The organism is Pseudomonas sp. HD6515 (assembly GCF_024971855.1).
GTDB lineage: Bacteria > Pseudomonadota > Gammaproteobacteria > Pseudomonadales > Pseudomonadaceae > Aquipseudomonas > Aquipseudomonas alloputida.
This window is the reverse complement of sequence record NZ_CP079827.1, coordinates 705,649-725,701: the sequence shown is the minus strand read 5'-3', so window position 1 is coordinate 725,701 and position 20,053 is coordinate 705,649. Positions and strand designations below refer to the sequence as shown.

The window sequence follows — 20,053 nt, the reverse complement described above, 5'->3', positions numbered from 1 at the left end:
CTCAGTCGTTGATGGTCATCTTCTTGATGACGCAGAGCAGGTGGAACGGCAGGGGCTGGTCTTGGGTGATCTCGATCGAGGACGCGCCCCGCTCCCATCCAAGGTTTTCTAGTCGGTGATCACCACTGAATAGCGGTGGCGGCTTGTCCAAGGTGTTGGAGCCAAGGTTGCGGAAGGCGATGGTTTGGCCGTTCACCTTGCAGCCTGTGGTTTCGAGGAAGCGCAGGGTTACCTCTGCACAGCGCATGCTGTTGCCCTGGGCGCTGCCGGTACCGCCCTGAACTTCAGGGGTGAGGGTCTTGATGGTGCTGGTGAAGTGCAGGCCGATCTGCACATCGAAGGCATTGCGCGGGATGGTGACTTGGCCACCGACCACAACCTGCTGCTGCATGACCACGCCGTCTGCGACGATATCGACGGTCTTTCCTTCCAGGTGAGCCAGGCCGCCCCAGGTCGCCTGCCCGGCCTCGCTGGTTGCGAAGATCCCGCCGTCAACCTGGCAGCCATCGACGAAGCGCTCGATATAGCGCACGTTCTGGCCATTGATGTTCCGGCGAACAATCGCCCAGATCTGGTCGCCGTCTTCGGTTGGTATGGCTGCCACGGATTCGAAGTATCCGTCCGTGACTTGGCGGGCCCAACCGACCACGTCCTGGTCACGGTCCACGGTCATGGTTGCCATCACCCCGTCGGACCTGACCAGGAACAAGATGCTTTCCGGCTCCTGCTGGTAGGCCATCGAAATGATCCCCGACTTGGTGGCGTGCTCGGACAGCACAGACATGTCGGGCGAACCGTAACTGTCGGAGTCGTACTTGTAGGCCATGGCCCGCAGCTTGCGGCCGGCGCGCTGTATGAAGTACAGCTCGTTGCCGATCCGGACTGGGCGCACTCGGTTGCAGCCGTAAACCGAGGGGTTCTTCGACTGGATGTTGGTTGGGGTTATGGGCTTCTCGACGCCACCAGTAAGGGTGAACTCGCCGCCGTAGGTCAGCGGGATCAAGGCGTTCATCTGCGCCATGTGCAGGATTGGGTTGATCTGGTCGGAGGACAGGTTGAACGAGAAGGCATCGTCATCCTTGGTGCCCAGTTCGAAGTTCAGGTACTCGCCGGTGCGAGACTCCCAGATGGTCTGGGGGAAACTGGGGGAGCCGGCCACGGCCAGGCGTTGCTGGTACAGAGTGCCGCTGCCTGGGTAGCCGTCAACGGCATTCCAGACGCTAGCCTCAAGGGTCCATGCGTTGGCTGGCGCCGCCGTGGCAGACGTAGGGGCAACCCTGATTACAGCCGAGACAACGGTTGTGCTCGTGAACGCGGTGATCTCCAACAGGCCGGTGTTGATCTTGACGAACTTACCCACGTCGTCGGAACGCCAGCCAGCAGCGCCAAGCGTCATGGTCACCACTGCGCCCACGGGGCTGAAAGCGCTCAGGGTATTGGTGGTCTGCGGGCTGCCCTTCATCGACCACGACGGCAGGCTGGCCGACGGGAAGGCGTTCAGCACGTCAACTGTGGCCACCGTGCCGCTGGTGACGCCAGTGATCCTGGCCACGCCGGCGCCTGACCAGACCTCGCGGCCAACGTCAGCAGCCAGGAAGGCAGAAACCGCCGAAGTCAGCGTGCGGCCTGTGCCCACCGATGGATCACTCAGGGTGATGCCGGTGGCGAAGTCGATGCCGCGCTCGTCGAAAGGCTTGGTCACGAATGGCGCCGGGGCCAGGCTCCACTCGGTATTGGTGATCCGGCGCAGGCGGTTGATCTCCACGCCCTGGTGGAACAGGAACATGGTGTCGGCGCCCTGCACGAACTCGATCTGCCGCAGCATGGCTTGGCTGTAGGGGCTCACCAGCTCGACGCCAGAGTACGTGCCGTCCGGGAAGTAGATGCGCACATACAGGTCACCGAACTCACACATGTAGGCCTGAGCGGTGTTGAACACGTAGGGAATCAGGATCGCACCACGGTCTGCGTACTTGGCCGAACCGCAGTGCAGCGTGCCGTAACGGCGCACACCGCCGCCGTGCACCACCGGCCACACGTTCTCCATCGTCATGGCGCCGTTCTGGTACCGGGCGATATCGACACGGCCATACATGCGGGGCGACAGCTCGCCGGCGGTGAAGTTGGTCTGTATCAGCGTGACCCTGGCCATCAGCGGATACCCCAGCCATTGCCGAAGCGCGACTGCAGCAGGTGCTCATTGCCGAGGGTCTGCGGCGGGTCTTCCTGCCCATCGGCAGCCTTGGCCTGGCGCAGCAGCTGGGCCAGCTTGGCTTCACGGCTGTCCCGTTCCGAGGTCGATTGGGTGATCGGATACGCCAAAACCGCAGCCATGGCCGCGGTCATCAGGTCCACCAAGTGGGAATCCCAAGTCGCCTCTACCTCGTTCTGGAACACGTAGCGCAGTTCCAGGACAGAGGTGTCGGCCAGAATCCGCCGCGCTTCGACCAGGTAATCGATCTGCATGTCTTTGGTGCCCACCTCCAGCACACGGAGGCAGTCGGCCGGTAGTGCGAACGCATGCGGGTAGCCAAAAGGGGGAATCTCGGCCAGTGGCGCCAGCACGATGCGCTTGATGCAGCAGTTCCACGGGTGGGCCCGCAGGATGCTGTCACGCTGGAAGGGGTACAGGTTCGCGCACAGCTTCGCCCGATCGAGGTTGTTCTGGTCGGCAAAGTCGTTGATGGTCTGGGCGCCCAGCATTAACAGCGCGTTGGAGCAAATGGTGACGCCAGTTGCCATTGCCATGCTTTGTGTCTCCTGAAAAAGCACCGGGGCCATCAGGCCCCGGCAGGTGAAACGCCATCCATGGCAGTCGCGCTCAGTTCTGGCCGGCGTATTGCGCCACCAGGGTGATCACTTGCCCGGCCTGCAGGGGCGCGCCAGCTACGGTGGAGAACAGTTCGCTTTGGTCAGTGGCTTGGCCTGGCGCCACGACGGCAACATCGAATAGGCCGCCGTTGGCATAGACCGCCTCAGCGGTTGCGTTACCAGCCCCAGCTACCGACGTCGCGGCCAGATAGCGCGCCTGGCTGACGGTGTCGCCCAGGTTGAGGGTGGAAGAAGCAGCGCCCGCCCCGAAATAGAGCTTGGTGGTGGGCAGAAGGCGTGCGCCCAGTGGGAGCGAGCCCCACTTGATTTTGTCCCCAATGGGCACACCACCGGCCGGCACGGTGTAGGTGCTGACGAGGATTTGCACGTCTGCGCCCTGCTGGTTGAGCTTGACCAGCTGCTGCGGGAGGGCCGCACGGGCGGCGGCTACAGAAGCGTTTACGGTTGCCATAGTTGGCTCCTTTCAGGAATGGATGACCGAAGCCGCTTACGCGGCCTCAGTGACGGAGATCTCGACGACCTTTTCCTCTTCAACACGCACGGCGCCGATGGCCATCTTGGCGTACACGCGGGTGTTGAAGCCCTTGCCCGGATCCTCGCCAACCTTCGTGGTGACGTCCTTACCCTTGCCCAGGATCATTCCGGATTTGGTCCAGGCGTAGAGGCGACGGGTTGCACCGTCGTACGGGGTGCGCTCGGATGGAACCCAGGTGAAGCCCATCCACTTACCTTCCACGTCACCTTCCTGGAGGAACTTGCCGGCAAGGTAGTCGGCGCTGGTCAGCTGCGGGTCAGCGAGGATGTCTGCTGCAGCCTGGGCGCTGTAGGTGATGAACAGTTCTTCGCCGTTATGGTTGTCTGCCTCGTTCTTCCGGAACAGCTTGCGCGCCTGGATGATCTTGGCTTTGGTCAGGCCGGTACCGCCGACGGCGATCTTCTGGGTGTTCGGCAGCTGGATCACGGCGCCGCCCTGGGTGCTGCGGGAACCGCCACCAAAGGCCGCGATGATCTCGTCGTCTTTGGCGCGGTTGAGAGCAGCCACCATGGCCTTAACGTAATCCGAGGTCGGATCGACCAGCATGCGGACCTTGTCCAGGTCATCGATCATGTCGCCATCGTCCCAGTCGAACAGGTCGACAAACCGGGTCGAGTGCGGTTGATCGTTGATAGGGGTGTCAGCGTGGCGCTGGGTGCGGCGTTGCGCAGTACGCTGGCCAAGGCGGTTAACCGACTTGGACATACCCACGATGTTGGGCTCGATGGATACGCAGCGCTCCAGGCGGGAGGTCATCTGCTGGGCAACGTGGCGGAAGTTGTCGGCGAACTGCTGGATGAACGCCTCGGTGATTTGGAAAGACATATGGTGCACTCCAATGCGAATTCAGGGATTGCCTTCCGGGTGTCCGCTGTGCGGGCCGGGATTCCTGGCGTGCATCGGCATTGCTTCGCCTGGGGCATTCCGGGTATCTGCGCGCCACCGCAGGCCGGCCCGGTATCGCTACCGGGTGCCTGTGATGGTCGGAGTTATGAGGTGTCGGAATCCCGACTATTTGGCGGGAGCGCTTAAGCGCCGAGACGAGAGGCTTGCTTGTTGTATTTGGCGGCGTAGAGCTGGTCGAGCTGTGTGCGGATCTGTTCGCGCTTCGGATCATGCGCCGGAAGCGCATCCAGTTGGGCGCGCAGGTCTGCCGTTTTGGTCGCAAAGTCCTGCTCGCTGATTACGCCTTGGCTGATCAGCGTGTCTTCGGCCAGCTCCTTGCCGATGTTGGCAGTGAACGCGATGAAGTCAGGATCGTTGCCGTACTTGGCCATCAGGGTCTGGAAGTTGCCGGGCTGGCCCTCGGCGCTGGCAAAGGCCTCGGCAGCGCGGTACGACGCCTTCACGTTGGTGCTGAAGGTCTGGTCGTCGGCCCACATGCCCTTGAGCGCCGTGGTGCAGTCTTCGTTGCTGAGCTGGGCGCCGCCTTCGACCAGGCCAGGCGCCACTTTCATGTACTCGCCGATCACGTATTCGACCTGGGCATTGGTCATGCCCTTGGCGTGGGCACCCTTCAAAAACGACTGAGTGGATTCATCAGCCTTGAACTCGTCCCAGTTGAAGCCCTCGACGCCTTCCAGTTTGACCGAGTACTCGCCAGCGTCCTTGGGTGGCGCATCACCGGAGCCCATGCGGGTTTCCAGGTGCTTGTAGGCCTCGGCAACCTTCCGCGACGATGCTTCAAGATCAAGGCTGCCGTCCTCTTTGTTGGTGCGGTACTTCTCGGGAATCCAGTCGTTGGTGGCGCCAGCGTTCAGCACGGTGGTTGCTGGCGGGGTTGCTGCAGGGGCGCCACCGCTTGGGTCGCCGCCCTCGCCTGCTTCCTGGTGCAGGAAATGGCCGAGACGGCCGTGGATGAACCAGTTCACTTGGCACCCCCGAAGTCTTCAACGCGGGTGTTGATGATGCCCAGGTAGACGACCATGGCATCAGCCTGCATTTTCAGCAGCTGGCGTTCACGCTCGGGGAGACTGGCATACAGGGGCGTGGCCAGGAACGCTTCCAGCTTGGTGATGCGGTCGGCCAGCTGCTCGCACTCGGCAACCACGCGCTGCTGGTGAGGCGGAAGGTGACCGATGTCACCCAGTTTCAGGTTGGCGGCCTCGAATTGCTCCTTGGGGCACCAGCTGATGAAACCTTTGTGTGCTGGATGATTCGGCGTGCCACCGTCGGTGTACTCCACCAAGTAGCCTTCGTCCGCCCCATTAGTGTTTGGATCAATGGCACGATCGATGTACTGCAGGAAGGCTGCGCGGTTCATCGCTACTGCAACGACGATCTTGGTGCCGATGTAGTGAGTCATGGTCAGTTCTCTTCTGGTTGGTCTTGCACGCCATTGGCGCGGTTGATGCGGAGCAGGATGTGGTCCAGCACCTCGCGGTGGCCGGCCTGCAGGTAGGTGCGAAGGACGGCATCGATGCCGCCCACGGTTACGGCGTTCTTGCTGAAACGCTGGATCAGGTGCTCGAGCACGATCACGCCCTCGGCGTGCTGCTCGAACACCCGCTTGAACATCGCGTCCAGCTGCTCGACGGTGTACTGGGTCACGCTGCTGCTCCTGGTGCTTGCTTGACTGCGGCTTGGGTGACGGCCTGCTGCATGGCCATCTGTTGCTGTTGCTCAACGGCTGCCTGCTGGGCTTCGGCGCGTTCCTTGCGCACACGGTCGCGGTCGGCTTGGTTGCGCATGACGCCGGAGGGAACGCCAAGCGCTTCGCCGCGGAACTGGGCGGCGGCGTCCAGATCGACGTTGTCCATGGCGTCGGGTGCTTGGCCAACCGCTGCCTGTGCCTGTGCTGCCTGGGCACAACCAGCCACGAACTGGTCAATGGCGGTGACCTCTTCCAGCTTCTGGGCGCGGGCCAGCGGCGAGAGGTAGCGCACGGTGTAGGGGCGGCCTGCTGCCAGCGACTCAGGCGGCTGGCCGAGGATGCCGGCGCGCATGGCGATGCCGAAGCAGCGCTCAATCAGGGGCTGCAGGTACTCGGTCTGGAGCCGGCCATAGACTGGGCCCAGTAGCTGACGGATAAGGTTCACCCGCACATGCACCTCAGTGGCGGTCATGGCAGGGCCGTCCTGGGCTTGCAGCTGGTCAGCCATCAGGGTCTTGCGGATGGCGGCCTGCAACCGGGTGATGCGGCTGTCGGAGTAGTTGAAGTTGGACCCACTCTGCAACGGCTTCATGCTGTCGACGGAGTTGGCCACGATGATCTTGCGCGGGCCGACCTTGACGGTACGGGGGTTCAGCACCCCGTCATCCTCGGCAATCCACATGCCGGCAATGGCCAGGTCACCCGCGGCCAAGTCCATGCGCACCATCTCGTTGAGGGTGCGAGCGTCTGGCAGGGCCTCGGCCACAGGGCCAGTGGCGTACACGCTGTCCGGGATCATCATCCAGCGCGGCACGACCACAGGCATTTCGTGGTAGCCGGACTCGCTGACGGTCTTCTTGGCCGCCACCTCAACCTTGCACGAAGCGATCGGCATGTTCTTGGCCAGGCGGGCGCCGACCATGTACGTGGTGCGCGGGTAGATCGCATGGACGAACTCGACCAGGTCCTGCGGCTTGTCCTTGGCCAGCTTGCGGGTAGTTTCGCTGACGTTGCTTTCCCCAAACTCGTTAACCGCCTGTTCGGCGGTCAGCTTGTAGGAGCGGTAGACGGTGTCGATCTTGCCGCCAGGCTTGGAGGCCGAGCAGTACACACCCGAGATCGGCCACAGGTCGAAGACGTAGCCGCCCTTCTCACGGTCCTGGTCGATGTACAGGGCAAACCAGCCAGCGCACACCACGTCGAGCAGGCCTTCGAAAGCCGCCGCGTCGAAGTTCGATGCGTGGATGTTCTCCCAGATGATCTCAGCGGAATTGCTGAGCCAGCGCTTTTCGTCCTCGGTGGCGTTGGCCACGTCCATGCCAAACCACAGGCTGTTGGCCGGGGTCAGGCCCGACTGCACGGACGAAGACAGGGTGCGGGCCGCATCGGTGGTGGTGCCGTCGAGGATGCGCGCCTTGCGGTTCAGCGCCTCTTGGGCGTCCATCCGGTCGTTGTAAAACCCGTTCCCGCGCATCGGGTACGTGTGGTCGTAGCAGTCGCGCCAGACCTGCTCATGCGGCGAGCGCAACGACTTGAGCGTGCTCAGGGTCTTGCAGATCTGGTCAGCGTTCATGCCCCGAGGGTCCTTTTTCCTTGCTCGATGACGGTGCCCGAGGCGCCAGCGGATGACAGCAGGCTGCTCTGGCCCTTGCGGCGGCGCTGGGCGGCGGTTTCTTCGTTGGCCTTCTGGGCGGCCTCGTCGGCTGCCTTCTGGGCGGTGACTGCCGGGTCTTCGGTCTGAACGACCTTCGGCTTCTTCGGCTTCGATCCCATGGGGTTACTCCTTGCGCGCCGGCAGATCGGGGACGAGCCAGCCTTCGTCGGTCAGCACGGCGGCATAGCTCGGGGTTTTCGCCTGCGTGGTGGTGGGCTGGGTGGCGGCGACCTGAGCGGTGGCCTGCTGGGTTTCTTCGGGCTTGAAGAAGGGATCACCACCAGCGGTCAGGCGGTCAGCCTCGACCTGGGCGGCTTCCTTGGCACCTTCGCCAGTGGCCACGAAGTCGCTGAACCAGTCGCCATGCTCGGCGCCGGCAGGCGTGCGGAAGATACGGTAGCGCCCGCCACCGTTGTGCTTGCCGACGTACTCGGGCTCCGACTGCTGCTCGGTGCTGGTCGTCTGCGTGGTGGTGGGCTGGGTGATCGGCTCGCCCGGGGTTTGGACGGTGAGGTTGTCGGGTGCTGGCATGTCGGAGACTCCTGGAGACCCACTGAGACGTTGTGAGACCAAAGCATCAGTGGGCGGAGCCGTCGGGATCCCGACTATTTGCCAGCGGGGCAAGCGGTGCGGACGTAGTCCTGGAGCGCGGTCAGTTGGCGGATGGCGTCGTCGCCGTCGTTGGCGATTCGGACAATTCGTTCAGCAGCCGCTGGGTCAAGTTCGGCTCGCGCTTCTGCATGGCCCACGCCGGCGGTGGCAGATCCGGGGCACTTGGCGAGGACTGACAGCCGGCGCTGGCCAGCAGCAACAGCAGCACGCAGATCGGCATTGGTTTGGTTCGCACGTTCACGCTCCTGGGTGTGTTGGGTGTCAAGTTCGCCCAGTAGGCGAATGGTTTCCTTGCGGCTGCGCTCTGAGGCCTCCAGCTCTTCGATACGCGACGAACTGGCATCAAGGGCGGTCGTGGCATGGTCGAGACGCCAAAACGCCAGAATCGAGACGAGAGAGAGCGCTGCGATGGCTGCGAGTAGGTACTTGGTCATGGCCGCTCTTCCCACTGGAGATTCCAGACCCATTGCGCGGCATCGTTGACGGCCAGGCCACCGGTCAGCGTGCTGAGCCTGGCATGCAGCACACTGGCGGGCCTGCCGCGCTCACTGAACTCGCCGCCCACGTTGTTGGCCGTGTTGTTGGCCGAGGACGTGCGCAGCTTCATGGGATCGATCAGCGTGCCGCCGGTGAAGTCGCCGCCAGTCTCTGCCACGCACACAGGCACGTAGTAGGGCTGCGGCCTGCTGGCCATGCTGTTCAGCGGGATTACCGGCAGCGCAGTCCAGGTGCCCGAGGAAGTGGCACCGGCGTAAACGTCCAGCTGCACAGCGCCCTGCGTGACGTCCAGCTTGTTCAGCCACACGATGAAGTCGATGGGCGAGGTGAAGCGGAATTGCACGCTTGGCCCAGCCACGGGCATGACGCCCTGGGCGAAGGTGCGGAACATCCGGCCAGCGAAGAACCCGGTTTGCCCTGGGTCAACGCGCAAGCGCTGGCTTGGCCCGTGGTTGTCGGTAAATACATCAACGGCCGGGACAACCCAGCCGTTTGGCCCCAGAACACTGTCCATAACTCGCTCCTATTGCGCGGCCATGCACTTGGCATGGCGGTTGAGCTGGCGCTGCCAGACGCCCCAGCACCGCTTGTTGCCCGGTGTGCTGCAGTCGTAGCCGGCGGCGTACTTGTACTTGAGCAGGTCGTGGCAGGCCTGGACGTAGTTGCCGGCCAGCAGGTCGCGGCGAGGGGAACCAGCGCGCCAGGTGCCGATGCCGTACTGGCCGATGAAGTCCATGTACAGATCAAACTCGTCCTGGTGGAGCTTCACGCCCGGCAGGCTGGCGGCGAAGGCCTTCTCGTCTTCGGTGAGCAGGTTGCGGGCCAGCACCTCGGCACGCTGGCGGGTGATGGTGTCGCCCATGCGGACGCGGGTGCCGTCCTCCCAGCGCGTCGAGCCGTGCCCGATGGTGGGAACGTCGCCCTTGGTGGGGATGACCGCCACGTCGGTGAAGCCCTCGTTGGCCTTCCAGACGCCGAACCCGGCCAGGCTCATCGTCAGCAGGCCGACCGCAATGCGGTTGCGGTTGCTCATGGGCGGCACTGCCCCTTGAGCGCTTCGATGCGGGCCTGGCTCTCGGCGGCCTCGCGCCTGTCCTTGCGCACCTGGAAGTACGTGTTGACCAGAAAGCCCAGCAGGGCCAGGGCCACACCACCTACGCCAACCCAGTTCACCTGGGTCAGCCATCCCACAAAGCCAGCCACGCCGCCCGCGTACAGACCCTTGCTGGCCACCGATGCACCTACTGCCTCTACGATCCCTTCTGGGCTGCTCGCCATACTTCTGCTCCTTACTGGGGCTTTCATTGGGCGCCTCCAGGCTGGTGACAAAGAAAACCCCGCTCGGTGGCGGGGCATCGATGACACACAGGGTCGGTGCAGCTGGGCGTCGGGTTCCCGACTATTTCGCGTGGTAGGCCCACCAGTCGCTGGTGGTGCACATGGGCATGCTCTCGCGGCCTTGCCCGGTCTTCTGGCACCAGAGCAGTACCAGACGCTCCCCTTCGCTGTAACGCGGCTCTGCGCCCTGCCGCCAGCCAATGAGCGTGGTGCGGGCAACGCCGATCTCGTCCGCCAGCGCCTGGATTGAATACCCAGAGCGCAGCACGGTGGTGATGACCCGGAACCAATCGATGCGCTTGGGCCCGGGCCTGGAGGGTGGTGGTTCACAGAGCACAACCGGGCGCACCGCCATGACAGCGGTGCGCACCGGCTCTGCGAACAGGGTCAGCTGGTCAGGCACTGGCGGCTTCATCGCCGGCGCCCTTCCCTGCCTCGCCGCCCAGGGCTTCCAGCGCCAGCTCAGCAAAGCGCAGGGAGACCTTTTCGAGTGCCCGGGCTACATCTGGGTTGTACCCGGCAGATTGAGCGCGGCAGGCGTAATCGCTCGCGGTACCGGCCGCGATGGCCATGGTGCAGGCGTTGGTCAGGTCAATCGTTGGGGTTGGCTTGTTCATCGCTGTTGCTCCTGGATGGCGGGGGTAAACGCGCACGCGCGCGAGACAGAGCGAGGCGGCGCACTCAGCCGCCCCATGATTTCGGTCATTTCTTCGATGGCCACGGCCAGCGCCAGCGGGTTCTCGTCGAGCTGGAAGGGGTGGAAGGCTCGGCGGTGGCTGATCATGTTCTCGGGCTCCCCATGCCTGGTCATGTCGAGGTCAACAGCCAGAAGCAGCCAACCATCAACACCGATCTCTTGCGCGAACCACGTCAGTTTGTTCATGTCCTTCCCCTAGAACTCTTGGTATGCCCAGCCACCGCCTGCCTTCTTGGTCTTGGCGGTGACGGCAATGATCTTGAAGGGGTACATGTTGGCCGCGATCTTGGTCTTGACCTTGGCGTCGTCAGTCCAGAAGCCCTTGACCTCATGCAGTTGCATCTCACCGTTGGCGAGCATCACGGCGAAGTCGGGCGTGTAGAACGTGTTGTCAGCCAGGCGAAGCTTGATGCCCTCGAACTTGTACCAGGCGATATGGCCCACAAACTGGCGATCCTTGAGGTATTCCTCGTAGGCGGCCTCGGTCTTGTTCATCTCGCCGGTTTTGAGTCGGCCAAGGGCCTGCAGGCCACGCTTCATTCCGTTTCGTTCAGCCATGGGACGGTTCTCGCTTGATTCCGAGCTTGGCCAGCAGCAATGCGCGTGCGGCCTTTGGATCTGTTGGGATGTTCTGTGCCGCGATCAGGTCGCGGGCTTCCTGGTGGGAGCGAGCGAGCTGGGCCTTCATGCCGCTGTCATGCTCGATGCCCTGGGCGATCTTGCCGTCGAGGGGCTGCGCGTTCTGTGCTCGGCGCTGAACGATGGCGTAGTTGCGTTCGAAGCGCTGGAACAGGGCCTTGTCGCTGTGCTTGGCCGATCTCAGGTCGAACGTACCCGTGGCTTCGGCTGCGACCTTCACCGCTTCGTGGCTGTACTTGCCCATCAGGGCCTCGGTCCAGGCCTCGGCAACGGTGGGAAGCCCCTGCACATGCAGGCACATGGCGCGGAACTCGGTTGCGTCAGGCGGCCACGATTCTTTGCCGGAGCCTGCGTTGGCAGCTGCAACCTCGATCATGCGATGCAGGCCGTTGGCGATCTGCTTGCCGTTGAGCCCACCGAGGATCTTTGCCCAAGCGTGATCAGCCTTCGGGGCGTCACCGAAGTTGCTGGTCCACTTGTGGCCATACGTCTGGGTCATCGTGATCCAGAGTTTCTCCAGCAGTCCAAGGCTCAGGGGTTCCGGGGCCTTCTCCGCGGGCTGCTCGCTGGGCTGCGACGTTCGCTTCGACCCTGTCGACGGCAGAGAGACGACGTTGTTGACCAGGCGCTGCACTGCCGCCTGAGCCTGCTCTTGAGTTTCCATGGGTATACCCCCCGGCTTGCGCCTGGCGAATGTGGTGTTTCAGGGATTGGGCGAGCTGATGCTCCCACTGGGCCTGCGACTGCTCCTTGTCGGGGCGTGCGATCCAGTACGAGCGGAATTCGTTGAGGGTTTCTGCGGGAACGGCTTTGGGGATGGCGTTGCGAAGCGCGGTTGGGCCCCAGGTCTTTGCCTGTGGCTGCCAGCCGTCGTGCATCGCGAAGTAGCCGCGCGCGGAGAGAGTAGTAGGGCTTTTACCGGATTCCGGAAGTAGGTTGCTGATCGGCGAAGTGGGCGGTTGCTGATTTGGTTGTAGATCGTCGCCAGATCCACCAAAAGCCCCGGAATCACTGGGTTCCAGATCATTCCCTAGTGGTTGCTGATCTGGTTGTTCATTTGGTTGTAGATCGGTTGCAAATGATTTGGACGGACGATCACTTCGAGCTTGCGGGAACTCGAAGACCAAGGGGCCAATTGAATTGAGAAGACCAAGTGTTTCAAGCCTGCGGACAGCTGAGCGGTACTGCTCGCGCGTAACAGGCTTGGGGGTGGCTCGACCGCGGATAGGGTCAACGGTGAAGCCTTCGCGCAGCACCACCTCATTGATCAGGGTCTTGCGCCCTGCTATGCCCGTCGAGAAGTCCATACGGCGCTTGAGGGCGCAGTATAACTTGAGCAGCTCTGCCGGCTCACCTGCCAGCAGATCCCACTCGGATTGATCAAGACGGATGGCGATCATGGTCAGTCCCAGCCCAGCGGGCCAGGCCGCTTCTTCTCGGCCTTGAGGCCGATCCGCGCCATGGTTTCCAAGGCTGACAGGTAGTCGGCTGTGACCACCATTGCGTCCTCAGGGACAACGCGAAGACCCAGCGTTGCCAGTACCTGGGCCCAGCGCTGGTACTCGCCATCATTCCACCGTGAAACCGTCGACTCGCTGCAACCCGCTTCCAGTGCGATCTGCTTTTGGCTCACCCGTGCAACGCGCTGCAAGATCAGGGTTTCGATCTCTCGGGTGATGTCATGCCTTTCTTGGCTTAATGAGTTCGTCGTCATGATCAGGCCGCCGTCAACTCTGGCCAGATTCGCGACCAATCATCCGGGCGCAGCTCTCGGCGAGTAACGGCGCCGCCGGTGGCGAGCTCGATTGAAGTCGCGATTTCAGCTGAAGAAATCTTGTTGCCATAGCCAATTTGGCGCAGGTAACCGCGGGTGGTGCCGGTGGCTGCTACCGCTTCGTCCGTCGCGGTCTTCAGCCAGTCCAGCAGCTTGGTGTGTTTGGTGCGCATAGCGGGACCTCCTAGTTAATGCGCAGATTATTACCGCTTGGTAATTGATTTATCAATACCTAACGGTCATTTACCGGGAAGTAATGGGTGTAGAGAATCGGCTAATGGAATTACGCTTGGTGCGCAGGCAGAACCTGCAGAAACTCATGGACCGCGAGTACGGTGTTGGCGCCCGTGGTGCCCAGTCTCGCTTGGCCGAAAAACTTGATAAGCCCCAGAACTTCGTGTCGCGCTGCCTGGCAGAACCAGGCCGCGCAGGTGCGAAATCCATAGGGGAGGATTTTGCGCGCGAGATCGAAGAGGCGTTCGGCTTGAGCCGGTATGCCCTGGATATACCGGGCATGGGGCTTGGTGAGGTTATCGACGTTGCAGGCCTGCCAGAGCCGCTGGCCAAGAAGATCACCAGTTACCGACCAATTGTGCAGGTCGAACGATTCGACGTTGCAGGATCGATGGGACCAGGGATGGAGGTTCCCGAAGTAAACATGGTGGTTGAGCATATGGGCCTGGATGCCAATTGGGTTCGGCAGAACCTGAATTACTCTGCAACGGCGAATCTGAAGCTCATTAGCGGGCGTGGCGACAGCATGGCGCCGACGATCAGAAACGGAGACGCGCTGCTCGTGGACGTGGGTGTCTGCAGTGTGGAGTCGGATGCGATCTACTACTTCGAAATGGGTGGTCGCCTGCATGTAAAACGCATCCAGCGGAATCTAGACGGCCTCACAATCATCTCGGACAACACTCAGTATCGAGAGATCGTCGTACCCGCAGACCGAGAGGCCGATATCCGAATCCTCGCTCAAATCATTTACTGGTGGACTGGCAGGAGCTTCTAAAGCATGGGGATGTTTGCGAGGTTGATCAGCTCTTGGGCCATCAAAGGCCAGAAAAAAGACCTGCAACGATTCATTGACCAGCTTGCTGCCATGGACAGTGGCGAGATTGGCTTTGTCTTGGCGATCGCCACTCATCTTCGAAACAACCTAGAGGAGAGCGGCTATCGGCTGATGGACCCCTTGATTGATTATCCGGCCGATCCCACTGTTGTGATCCGCCTTCAACGGCTAATCCGTGAGTTTCAACGCACAGGTGCCATGAGTGATGCGGCAGGTGCGATGGTCTGGATGCACACTATGCGCGTTGGAGGACAGCACGAGTTACGCGGTCTTGCTCGAAAAATGTGGGGAGAATTAGCCCGTGGCATGCCGCACGTGGTCGGTGCCTCTGTCGATGTGTATCGATTAACGAACAAATTCCCAAACACCTCGGGATATGACCAGTATCCCCAAGGCCTCACACCTACCCCCACGTAACCTGCATTCCGTCTAGCTCGAACACGCCCGCGCAAGCGGGTTTTTTCGTGCCTCAAATAAAATTATTACCAAACGGTATTGACTGCAATCATTACCAAGCGGTAACTTTCGCTCATCCGGACCTCCCCGAACCTTCGCGGAAGACCAGATGAGCTCTTTACACAACCAGACGATTCACCGCGATGGCTTGGAAAGGCTTTGACGCGCTGGGCGTGGGCGACTCCCACACTGGCTGCGCCGTATAGACCTCGGGGCCATCGCACAGGATTTCACTACCTGGCCTTTGAAGCTAAGGGCCAGGCGGGAAATCAACCGGAGATCACCCAATGACCAAGCAACAGCTCGTACAAAAAGCCCGTGAGTACAACCACCACCTGGTGGCGCACGTGAAAGCCGGCCGCTTCTGGGCCGCTGATCTGGCTGCAGACACCCGCAACGAAGCGATGGCCGAAGCACGAAAGGCCTGAGATTCCACTGGCTGGCCTTCTCACAAGGGCCAGACGGGGAATCAACCGAGGACTCCACCATGTTCAACCCAACCGCGCAGAAGGTGTTCGACGAGAGCATCGACAGAGCGCTTGCTGTGCCGCCAGGCGAACTGGTGGCCTCTGAAACCGAACTCAGCTACGCCGCCGGCATGATCAGCTACGCGCTGTTTCGTGGCGATATCACGCACGATCAGGCCAAGTTGATGCATATGCGCATCCAGTCGGCCCGCCACCGTCGTGTTGCCCTGCTCTGCCACCGCCCGCTCGTACACCAGGAGCCGAGCCATGCCCAATAAATGCCGGGCGGTCATCGCCCCTAACTTCCCGCTGATCGTTGAAGCCCTGCATCGTCAGGGCTTTTTTCTGTTCCGCGATCTTCCACTCGGCACAACGATCCGCTTCCGCGGTGACATGTGCGTTGTGAGGTTTCCATGAGTAAGCGAGACGGCGGTACCGCCTTCCCTATGCAGGACGGCAACGCAATTCACGCCTACGCCCTTGCTGCCAGCCATGGCGTGAAGGATCACGAAGAGCGTGAAACCGCATACATCCACGCGCGAGGTGAGGCCGTGAAAGGCATGAGCTTGCGCGACTACTTCGCGGCCAAGGCCATGCATGCCCTGATCGAAGGCGCGCTGGCCAGCGACGCTGACTTCCCCCATCGCGAGAACGTAGCGGGCCGGGCATATGCCTACGCCGACGCGATGCTCTCCGCCCGCAACCAGAAACAGGACCCAGCACCATGAGCGATCTCGCCATCAAGCCCACATTCAGCCTGGCCCCGCAGAACCTCGACGAAGCCTTGAAGTTCGCCGACTACCTGGCCAATTCCGACATTGTCCCCAAGGACTTCCAACGCAAGCCGGCCAACATCCTGGTGGCTGTGCAGTGGGGCATGGAGCTGGGCCTGCAGCCCATGCAGGCCATGCAAAGCATCGCCGTCATCAACGGCCGCCCTTCCCTGTGGGGTGACGCGGTTATCGCCCTGGCTCGTAGCTCGCCGATGTGTGAGTACATCACCGAGACGGACGACGGCGAGACAGCCACCTGCCGCGTAAAGCGCCGCGGCGAGGAAGAGCAGGTGCGCACGTTCAGCATGACAGACGCCAAGCTGGCAGGCCTGGCCGGCAAGTCTGGCCCTTGGACCCAGTACCCGAAGCGTATGCGGCAGATGCGCGCCCGGGCATTCGCCCTGCGTGACGTCTTCCCCGATGTGCTGCGCGGCATGCCGGTGGCCGAGGAAGTCCAGGACATTCCCACCGAACGTGAGCTGAACCAGGCCCACGTGCGCAAGGCCGACGAGCCCAAGCAGCTGCCGGCCTACCCCGACAGCAAGCTGGATGAAATGGCGGACAAGTGGCGCGGAATGATTTCGGCAGGCCGCACCAGCCCCGAACATCTGCTGGCCAACCTTTCCAGCAAATACACCATCACCCCCGAGCAAATCGAGCGCATCCACGCTCTGGCGCCTATTGAAGGAGATCACGCCGATGCAAGTGCATAACGTCCAACAAGGCACGCCCGAGTGGCATGCCCTTCGTTCCAGCTACTTCACCGCTTCGGAGGCGCCCGCGATGATGGGCGCTTCGAAGTACCAGACCCGCAACGACCTGCTGGCGATGAAGAAGACCGGCATTGTTGAAGAGGTCACGCCTCAGCTGCAGGCCATCTTCGACCGTGGCCACGCTACCGAAGAGCTGGCCCGCCCCCTGGTTGAGGAAATGCTGGGCGAAGAGCTGTATCCAATCGTCGGTACCAGCGGCAACCTGCTGGCCTCGATGGACGGGGCCACGATGCTTGGCGACACGCTCTTCGAGCACAAGCTGTGGAACCAGAAGGTGGTGGCGATGATTCGCGCCGGCGAGCTAGATCCGCACTACTACTGGCAGCTTGAGCAGCAGCTGCTGGTCAGCGGCGCCGAGCGGGTGATCTTCGTGTGTTCGGACGGCACGAAGGCCAACTTCGAACACCTGGAGTACACGCCAGTCGCAGGTCGCCGGGAGCAGCTGGTGGCCGGATGGGCCCAGTTCGAGGAAGACCTGGGCAGCTTTGAGGTGAAGGAAGCCAAGGTCGAGGTCATCGGTGCCGCCCCTGATCAACTGCCGGCCCTGCGCATTGAGGTGACCGGCATGGTCACCGCCAGCAACCTGGACGCCTTCAAGTCCCACGCCCTGCAGGTGTTCGGCGGCATCAATACCGACCTGAAAACCGACCAGGACTTCGCGGACGCTGAGAAGACCGTCAAATGGTGCGGCGAGGTCGAGGACAAGCTCAAGGCAGCCAAAGAGCACGCCCTGAGCCAGACCGAAAGCATCGACGCACTGTTCAAGGCTATCGACGACATTGCGGCCGAGGCACGCCGCAAGCGCCTGGAGCTCGACAAGCTGGTCAAGTCCCGCAAGGACACCATCCGCACCGAGATCGTGATGGATGCCGCCAAGGCACTGCAGTCGCACATCGAGCAGATCGACGCCACCCTGGGTGGCCGCATCCGCATGCCGAAGGTGCACGCCAACTTCGCCGAAGCCATCAAGGGCAAGCGCACCATCGACAGCCTGAACGAAGCGGCCGACAGCGAGCTGGCCCGGGCCAAGATCGAGGCCAGCCGCATCGGCGACCTGATCCGCACCAACCTAGTCAGCCTCAACGAGCTGGCGGCCAACCACAAGTTCCTGTTCAGCGATGCGCAGGATCTGGTGCTTAAGGACAATGATGCGCTGGTGGCGCTGGTCAAGGTCCGCATCAGCGAGCACGAACAGGCTGAGCAGAAGAAGCGTGACCTTGAGCTGCAGCGCCAGCAGGAAGATCAGGCGCGCCAGCAAGCGGCGCAGCAGGCCTCCCAGCAACAGCCAGTTCAGCAGCAGATGCAAGAACAGCCGGCAGTGCAGCAGGTGGCTCAGGCAGATCCGGCGCCAGCAGTTACGCCGATCACCAGCGCAACGCCAGCTGCACAGGCGGCCGGTGACGATGGCCGACGCATCAAGCTTGGCGATATCAGCACCACCCTGGGCTTCACCCTCACCGCCGACTTCCTGGCCTCGCTGGGCTTTGAGGCGGTCGCGCAAGAGCGTTCGGCCAAGCTGTACCGCGCCAGCGACTTTGAAGCCATCTGCACCGCGCTCATCCACCACATCCAATCGGTTCGGCACAGCCAGGCAGCAGCGTAATGGCCAGCCAGAGCGTGGAAGAACTGTACGACCAGGTCGAAGAGTTCACTTCCCTGCTGGCTGCTGCCGAGCTGCACGCCAACGGCAGCTGGGAAGAAGAGTTCGTCGAAAACATGCGGGCCAGCTTCAAGCGCTATGGCCCGCGCACCCTTCTGAGCGTTCACCAGCAGAAGAAGCTGGAACAGATCGCCAAGTCTTGAGGAAACCCCATGAAAGTAGAACACCGCGAAGCCATCGAGCGCGCCAAGCTGCACGGAACCGATTCGATGATCTTTGCCCATCAGCTGATGGTGCACGACCTGGTTGAGGCCGCTCTGTTCGAGCTGCGCAACATCAAGGTGCCCTTCCCCCGCCTGGGTGAAGACGATCAGCAGGAAGTAATCGACCGCATCACCAAGCAGGCAGAAGAGGTGGTGTGGACGGCAGTCGGCATCATCAGCTCCCGCAGCGTCGACACCATCCCGATCAAGATTGCCGACTCCAAGTTCAAGGAGAAGAACATCACCGTGACCGGGGTGGTGGATGCCCAAGACCCCAACCGGCATGGCCTGATCGATCTTTCAGGCAAGTTGGCGCTCCTGGTGCTGGCGCCGAATGACTACGCCGAAGGCCTGGACGGCATCCGTGCTGAACGCGACCAGGGCGAATTACCGCTGAGCGCGGCCGAGATCATCGCCGGCGCCGGCCTGGACCGTCGCCAAGAGCAGCAGCTGGATCTGGCTGAACAGCAGGCCCAGCAGAACCCTAAGGACGATAGCGACGTTGTCGACGCTGAGTTCATTGAGGGCAGCGTGCCTGTAAGCAAGGAGTTCGGCGACTTCGACTACGACGACGCCAAGCAGCTGATCGTACTCAAGGCCAACGGCAAGCCGTTCAAGGCCCACTGGGCACAGGCCCGGCTGTCGATCAGCAGCGACCAGGCAACCAGCCTGCTGCTGCGTCTGCTCGACGACCAGGTCATCGCAGTGGACAAGGAAGGCGAGTCCGCCCTGGACCACAGTTACAAGGTCATCGCCACCCTGGAAGACGTCGTGGTCTGACCCCCACTTATCCACAGCGAAATATGCACAACCGGCGCCGCAAGGCGCCTTTTTCATGCCCCGAGGAATCTCAAATGTCCAACTTGATCTGCATCTACGATACGGAAACATCCGGCCTGCCGAACTTCCGCGACCCAAGCGACCACCCAGACCAGCCGCACCTGGTCGATATCTGCGCCCTGCTCTTCACCCCTGAGGGCGAGCTGGTCGACAGCTTCGAAGCCATGGTCCGCCCTGATGGCTGGAGCATCCCCGACGAGGTGGCCGCCATCCACGGCATCACCAACGAAATCGCGCTCGAGCACGGCATCCCCGAAGCGGTGGCCGTCGAAGGCTTCCTCGCCATCGCCAACCGAGCAGGCCTGCGTGTAGCCCACAACGTGTCGTTCGACGACCGCATCATGCGCATCGCCCTCAAGCGCTTCCAGGATGCCTGGGTGGCCGAAGCCTTCCGCGATGCGCCGAAGTTCTGCACCTGCCAGTCCACCACCAACATCGTGAAGTGCCCGCCCACGCCCAAGATGATCGCCGCCGGCCGGGGCCGCCAGTTCAAGCAGCCCAGCGTGGCCGAAGCCTTGAAGTTCTTCACCGGTGAGGACCTGGTGGGTGCCCACCGCGCTCGTCCGGACGCAGAGGCCTGCGCCCGCGTGTACTTCGCCCTGCAGGCTTTCCAGTCGGTTGCCTGATCATCACCGCG

The 20,053-nt window shown here is 62.2% G+C and carries 33 protein-coding genes; 11 read left to right on the top strand and 22 right to left on the bottom strand.

Features of this window, described 5'->3' with window-relative positions:
• Position 1: 1 nt before the first annotated feature.
• The 22 genes from KW568_RS03440 to KW568_RS03335 form a co-directional block, all read right to left on the bottom strand.
• Positions 2-2,152, bottom strand: a complete 2,151-nt coding sequence (locus KW568_RS03440) for a hypothetical protein (protein ID WP_259537667.1) — start codon at positions 2,150-2,152, stop codon at positions 2-4.
• Entirely contained in the window at positions 2,152-2,748 is a 597-nt protein-coding gene (locus KW568_RS03435; RefSeq protein WP_259537665.1) for a hypothetical protein, read from the bottom strand. The genes KW568_RS03440 and KW568_RS03435 overlap by 1 nt, the downstream gene beginning before the upstream one ends.
• A 73-nt stretch (positions 2,749-2,821) precedes the next feature.
• Complete coding sequence (locus KW568_RS03430) at positions 2,822-3,283, bottom strand: hypothetical protein (RefSeq protein ID WP_259537663.1); 462 nt, start codon at positions 3,281-3,283, stop codon at positions 2,822-2,824.
• A gap of 36 nt (positions 3,284-3,319) precedes the next feature.
• Positions 3,320-4,192 carry a phage capsid protein gene (locus KW568_RS03425; RefSeq protein WP_259537661.1) on the bottom strand — a complete coding sequence of 291 codons (873 nt, stop codon included), beginning with the start codon at positions 4,190-4,192 and terminating at the stop codon, positions 3,320-3,322.
• Between the two features lie 203 nt (positions 4,193-4,395).
• Positions 4,396-5,238, bottom strand: a complete 843-nt coding sequence (locus tag KW568_RS03420) for a hypothetical protein (RefSeq protein WP_259537659.1) — start codon at positions 5,236-5,238, stop codon at positions 4,396-4,398.
• Complete coding sequence (locus KW568_RS03415) at positions 5,235-5,672, bottom strand: crAss001_48 related protein (RefSeq protein WP_259537657.1); 438 nt, start codon at positions 5,670-5,672, stop codon at positions 5,235-5,237. Before KW568_RS03415 ends, KW568_RS03420 begins: the two co-directional genes overlap by 4 nt.
• 2 nt (positions 5,673-5,674) lie before the next feature.
• Entirely contained in the window at positions 5,675-5,917 is a 243-nt protein-coding gene (locus KW568_RS03410) for a hypothetical protein (RefSeq protein ID WP_259537655.1), read from the bottom strand.
• Complete coding sequence (locus tag KW568_RS03405) at positions 5,914-7,533, bottom strand: portal protein (RefSeq protein WP_259537653.1); 1,620 nt, start codon at positions 7,531-7,533, stop codon at positions 5,914-5,916. The genes KW568_RS03410 and KW568_RS03405 overlap by 4 nt, the downstream gene beginning before the upstream one ends.
• A complete protein-coding gene (locus tag KW568_RS03400) occupies positions 7,530-7,733 on the bottom strand; it encodes a hypothetical protein (RefSeq protein WP_259537652.1) in 204 nt (67 codons plus the stop codon). The genes KW568_RS03405 and KW568_RS03400 overlap by 4 nt, the downstream gene beginning before the upstream one ends.
• Positions 7,734-7,737: 4 nt before the next feature.
• Positions 7,738-8,145 (bottom strand): hypothetical protein, encoded by a 408-nt coding sequence (locus tag KW568_RS03395; RefSeq protein ID WP_259537651.1) that lies wholly within the window; start codon positions 8,143-8,145, stop codon positions 7,738-7,740.
• A 74-nt stretch (positions 8,146-8,219) separates the two neighbouring features.
• Complete coding sequence (locus KW568_RS03390) at positions 8,220-8,660, bottom strand: lysis protein (protein WP_259537650.1); 441 nt, start codon at positions 8,658-8,660, stop codon at positions 8,220-8,222.
• Positions 8,657-9,238: a hypothetical protein gene (locus KW568_RS03385; protein WP_259537649.1), complete on the bottom strand. Its 582-nt coding sequence runs from the start codon at positions 9,236-9,238 to the stop codon at positions 8,657-8,659. Before KW568_RS03385 ends, KW568_RS03390 begins: the two co-directional genes overlap by 4 nt.
• 9 nt (positions 9,239-9,247) lie before the next feature.
• Positions 9,248-9,757, bottom strand: a complete 510-nt coding sequence (locus KW568_RS03380) for a glycoside hydrolase family protein (RefSeq protein WP_259537648.1) — start codon at positions 9,755-9,757, stop codon at positions 9,248-9,250.
• A complete protein-coding gene (locus KW568_RS03375) occupies positions 9,754-10,002 on the bottom strand; it encodes a holin (protein WP_259537646.1) in 249 nt (82 codons plus the stop codon). The genes KW568_RS03380 and KW568_RS03375 overlap by 4 nt, the downstream gene beginning before the upstream one ends.
• A 121-nt stretch (positions 10,003-10,123) precedes the next feature.
• Positions 10,124-10,477 (bottom strand): hypothetical protein, encoded by a 354-nt coding sequence (locus tag KW568_RS03370; protein ID WP_259537645.1) that lies wholly within the window; start codon positions 10,475-10,477, stop codon positions 10,124-10,126.
• The gene (locus KW568_RS03365) at positions 10,458-10,679 is read right to left on the bottom strand and encodes a hypothetical protein (RefSeq protein ID WP_259537643.1); all 222 of its coding nucleotides are present in this window, start codon (positions 10,677-10,679) and stop codon (positions 10,458-10,460) included. The genes KW568_RS03370 and KW568_RS03365 overlap by 20 nt, the downstream gene beginning before the upstream one ends.
• On the bottom strand, positions 10,676-10,945 hold the full coding sequence (locus KW568_RS03360) for a hypothetical protein (RefSeq protein WP_259537642.1): 270 nt from the start codon (positions 10,943-10,945) through the stop codon (positions 10,676-10,678). Before KW568_RS03360 ends, KW568_RS03365 begins: the two co-directional genes overlap by 4 nt.
• A 9-nt stretch (positions 10,946-10,954) precedes the next feature.
• The gene (locus tag KW568_RS03355; RefSeq protein WP_259537641.1) at positions 10,955-11,317 is read right to left on the bottom strand and encodes a DUF1064 domain-containing protein; all 363 of its coding nucleotides are present in this window, start codon (positions 11,315-11,317) and stop codon (positions 10,955-10,957) included.
• Positions 11,310-11,897, bottom strand: coding sequence for a hypothetical protein (locus tag KW568_RS03350; RefSeq protein WP_259537640.1), 588 nt, complete (start codon positions 11,895-11,897; stop codon positions 11,310-11,312). The genes KW568_RS03355 and KW568_RS03350 overlap by 8 nt, the downstream gene beginning before the upstream one ends.
• Positions 11,854-12,798, bottom strand: coding sequence for a DnaT-like ssDNA-binding domain-containing protein (locus tag KW568_RS03345; protein ID WP_259537639.1), 945 nt, complete (start codon positions 12,796-12,798; stop codon positions 11,854-11,856). The genes KW568_RS03350 and KW568_RS03345 overlap by 44 nt, the downstream gene beginning before the upstream one ends.
• Before the next feature lie 2 nt (positions 12,799-12,800).
• The gene (locus KW568_RS03340; protein ID WP_259537637.1) at positions 12,801-13,112 is read right to left on the bottom strand and encodes a transposase family protein; all 312 of its coding nucleotides are present in this window, start codon (positions 13,110-13,112) and stop codon (positions 12,801-12,803) included.
• Between the two features lie 2 nt (positions 13,113-13,114).
• Positions 13,115-13,345, bottom strand: coding sequence for a helix-turn-helix domain-containing protein (locus KW568_RS03335; RefSeq protein WP_259537635.1), 231 nt, complete (start codon positions 13,343-13,345; stop codon positions 13,115-13,117).
• Positions 13,346-13,449: 104 nt separating this feature from the next.
• Between KW568_RS03335 and KW568_RS03330 the strand changes: the two genes are divergently transcribed.
• The 11 genes from KW568_RS03330 to KW568_RS03280 all read left to right on the top strand — a co-directional run bounded on the left by KW568_RS03330 (position 13,450) and on the right by KW568_RS03280 (position 20,042).
• Positions 13,450-14,184 (top strand): S24 family peptidase, encoded by a 735-nt coding sequence (locus KW568_RS03330; protein WP_259537633.1) that lies wholly within the window; start codon positions 13,450-13,452, stop codon positions 14,182-14,184.
• A gap of 3 nt (positions 14,185-14,187) precedes the next feature.
• Positions 14,188-14,661, top strand: coding sequence for a hypothetical protein (locus KW568_RS03325; protein WP_259537631.1), 474 nt, complete (start codon positions 14,188-14,190; stop codon positions 14,659-14,661).
• A 326-nt stretch (positions 14,662-14,987) separates the two neighbouring features.
• The gene (locus KW568_RS03320) at positions 14,988-15,128 is read left to right on the top strand and encodes a hypothetical protein (RefSeq protein WP_259537629.1); all 141 of its coding nucleotides are present in this window, start codon (positions 14,988-14,990) and stop codon (positions 15,126-15,128) included.
• A 59-nt stretch (positions 15,129-15,187) separates the two neighbouring features.
• A complete protein-coding gene (locus KW568_RS03315) occupies positions 15,188-15,445 on the top strand; it encodes a hypothetical protein (protein WP_259537627.1) in 258 nt (85 codons plus the stop codon).
• Positions 15,435-15,584, top strand: a complete 150-nt coding sequence (locus KW568_RS03310) for a hypothetical protein (protein WP_259537625.1) — start codon at positions 15,435-15,437, stop codon at positions 15,582-15,584. Before KW568_RS03315 ends, KW568_RS03310 begins: the two co-directional genes overlap by 11 nt.
• Positions 15,581-15,895 carry a hypothetical protein gene (locus KW568_RS03305; protein ID WP_259537623.1) on the top strand — a complete coding sequence of 105 codons (315 nt, stop codon included), beginning with the start codon at positions 15,581-15,583 and terminating at the stop codon, positions 15,893-15,895. Before KW568_RS03310 ends, KW568_RS03305 begins: the two co-directional genes overlap by 4 nt.
• Positions 15,892-16,653, top strand: a complete 762-nt coding sequence (locus tag KW568_RS03300) for a recombinase RecT (protein WP_259537621.1) — start codon at positions 15,892-15,894, stop codon at positions 16,651-16,653. The genes KW568_RS03305 and KW568_RS03300 overlap by 4 nt, the downstream gene beginning before the upstream one ends.
• On the top strand, positions 16,640-18,316 hold the full coding sequence (locus KW568_RS03295) for a YqaJ viral recombinase family protein (protein WP_259537618.1): 1,677 nt from the start codon (positions 16,640-16,642) through the stop codon (positions 18,314-18,316). The genes KW568_RS03300 and KW568_RS03295 overlap by 14 nt, the downstream gene beginning before the upstream one ends.
• Positions 18,316-18,516, top strand: a complete 201-nt coding sequence (locus KW568_RS03290; RefSeq protein ID WP_259537616.1) for a hypothetical protein — start codon at positions 18,316-18,318, stop codon at positions 18,514-18,516. Before KW568_RS03295 ends, KW568_RS03290 begins: the two co-directional genes overlap by 1 nt.
• Positions 18,517-18,525: 9 nt before the next feature.
• On the top strand, positions 18,526-19,356 hold the full coding sequence (locus tag KW568_RS03285; protein WP_259537614.1) for a DNA translocase FtsK: 831 nt from the start codon (positions 18,526-18,528) through the stop codon (positions 19,354-19,356).
• A 74-nt stretch (positions 19,357-19,430) separates the two neighbouring features.
• Positions 19,431-20,042: a 3'-5' exonuclease gene (locus tag KW568_RS03280; RefSeq protein WP_259537613.1), complete on the top strand. Its 612-nt coding sequence runs from the start codon at positions 19,431-19,433 to the stop codon at positions 20,040-20,042.
• Positions 20,043-20,053 lie beyond the last annotated feature (11 nt).

What these genes read in the sequence shown, in the direction of transcription:
- KW568_RS03415 (WP_259537657.1), bottom strand. Translation starts at nt 5,672, where the DNA reads ATGACTCACTACATCGGCACCAAGATCGTCGTTGCAGTAGCGATGAAC.
- KW568_RS03400 (WP_259537652.1), bottom strand. Translation starts at nt 7,733, where the DNA reads ATGGGATCGAAGCCGAAGAAGCCGAAGGTCGTTCAGACCGAAGACCCG.
- KW568_RS03375 (WP_259537646.1), bottom strand. Translation starts at nt 10,002, where the DNA reads ATGGCGAGCAGCCCAGAAGGGATCGTAGAGGCAGTAGGTGCATCGGTG.
- KW568_RS03390 (WP_259537650.1), bottom strand. Translation starts at nt 8,660, where the DNA reads ATGACCAAGTACCTACTCGCAGCCATCGCAGCGCTCTCTCTCGTCTCG.
- KW568_RS03425 (WP_259537661.1), bottom strand. Translation starts at nt 4,192, where the DNA reads ATGTCTTTCCAAATCACCGAGGCGTTCATCCAGCAGTTCGCCGACAAC.
- KW568_RS03355 (WP_259537641.1), bottom strand. Translation starts at nt 11,317, where the DNA reads ATGGCTGAACGAAACGGAATGAAGCGTGGCCTGCAGGCCCTTGGCCGA.
- KW568_RS03430 (WP_259537663.1), bottom strand. Translation starts at nt 3,283, where the DNA reads ATGGCAACCGTAAACGCTTCTGTAGCCGCCGCCCGTGCGGCCCTCCCG.
- KW568_RS03385 (WP_259537649.1), bottom strand. Translation starts at nt 9,238, where the DNA reads ATGGACAGTGTTCTGGGGCCAAACGGCTGGGTTGTCCCGGCCGTTGAT.
- KW568_RS03350 (WP_259537640.1), bottom strand. Translation starts at nt 11,897, where the DNA reads ATGACCCAGACGTATGGCCACAAGTGGACCAGCAACTTCGGTGACGCC.
- KW568_RS03315 (WP_259537627.1), top strand. Translation starts at nt 15,188, where the DNA reads ATGTTCAACCCAACCGCGCAGAAGGTGTTCGACGAGAGCATCGACAGA.
- KW568_RS03435 (WP_259537665.1), bottom strand. Translation starts at nt 2,748, where the DNA reads ATGGCAATGGCAACTGGCGTCACCATTTGCTCCAACGCGCTGTTAATG.
- KW568_RS03305 (WP_259537623.1), top strand. Translation starts at nt 15,581, where the DNA reads ATGAGTAAGCGAGACGGCGGTACCGCCTTCCCTATGCAGGACGGCAAC.
- KW568_RS03365 (WP_259537643.1), bottom strand. Translation starts at nt 10,679, where the DNA reads ATGAACAAGCCAACCCCAACGATTGACCTGACCAACGCCTGCACCATG.
- KW568_RS03345 (WP_259537639.1), bottom strand. Translation starts at nt 12,798, where the DNA reads ATGATCGCCATCCGTCTTGATCAATCCGAGTGGGATCTGCTGGCAGGT.
- KW568_RS03320 (WP_259537629.1), top strand. Translation starts at nt 14,988, where the DNA reads ATGACCAAGCAACAGCTCGTACAAAAAGCCCGTGAGTACAACCACCAC.
- KW568_RS03330 (WP_259537633.1), top strand. Translation starts at nt 13,450, where the DNA reads ATGGAATTACGCTTGGTGCGCAGGCAGAACCTGCAGAAACTCATGGAC.
- KW568_RS03290 (WP_259537616.1), top strand. Translation starts at nt 18,316, where the DNA reads ATGGCCAGCCAGAGCGTGGAAGAACTGTACGACCAGGTCGAAGAGTTC.
- KW568_RS03310 (WP_259537625.1), top strand. Translation starts at nt 15,435, where the DNA reads ATGCCCAATAAATGCCGGGCGGTCATCGCCCCTAACTTCCCGCTGATC.
- KW568_RS03370 (WP_259537645.1), bottom strand. Translation starts at nt 10,477, where the DNA reads ATGAAGCCGCCAGTGCCTGACCAGCTGACCCTGTTCGCAGAGCCGGTG.
- KW568_RS03300 (WP_259537621.1), top strand. Translation starts at nt 15,892, where the DNA reads ATGAGCGATCTCGCCATCAAGCCCACATTCAGCCTGGCCCCGCAGAAC.
- KW568_RS03295 (WP_259537618.1), top strand. Translation starts at nt 16,640, where the DNA reads ATGCAAGTGCATAACGTCCAACAAGGCACGCCCGAGTGGCATGCCCTT.
- KW568_RS03395 (WP_259537651.1), bottom strand. Translation starts at nt 8,145, where the DNA reads ATGCCAGCACCCGACAACCTCACCGTCCAAACCCCGGGCGAGCCGATC.
- KW568_RS03360 (WP_259537642.1), bottom strand. Translation starts at nt 10,945, where the DNA reads ATGAACAAACTGACGTGGTTCGCGCAAGAGATCGGTGTTGATGGTTGG.
- KW568_RS03280 (WP_259537613.1), top strand. Translation starts at nt 19,431, where the DNA reads ATGTCCAACTTGATCTGCATCTACGATACGGAAACATCCGGCCTGCCG.
- KW568_RS03380 (WP_259537648.1), bottom strand. Translation starts at nt 9,757, where the DNA reads ATGAGCAACCGCAACCGCATTGCGGTCGGCCTGCTGACGATGAGCCTG.
- KW568_RS03325 (WP_259537631.1), top strand. Translation starts at nt 14,188, where the DNA reads ATGGGGATGTTTGCGAGGTTGATCAGCTCTTGGGCCATCAAAGGCCAG.
- KW568_RS03335 (WP_259537635.1), bottom strand. Translation starts at nt 13,345, where the DNA reads ATGCGCACCAAACACACCAAGCTGCTGGACTGGCTGAAGACCGCGACG.
- KW568_RS03440 (WP_259537667.1), bottom strand. Translation starts at nt 2,152, where the DNA reads ATGGCCAGGGTCACGCTGATACAGACCAACTTCACCGCCGGCGAGCTG.
- KW568_RS03405 (WP_259537653.1), bottom strand. Translation starts at nt 7,533, where the DNA reads ATGAACGCTGACCAGATCTGCAAGACCCTGAGCACGCTCAAGTCGTTG.
- KW568_RS03285 (WP_259537614.1), top strand. Translation starts at nt 18,526, where the DNA reads ATGAAAGTAGAACACCGCGAAGCCATCGAGCGCGCCAAGCTGCACGGA.
- KW568_RS03340 (WP_259537637.1), bottom strand. Translation starts at nt 13,112, where the DNA reads ATGACGACGAACTCATTAAGCCAAGAAAGGCATGACATCACCCGAGAG.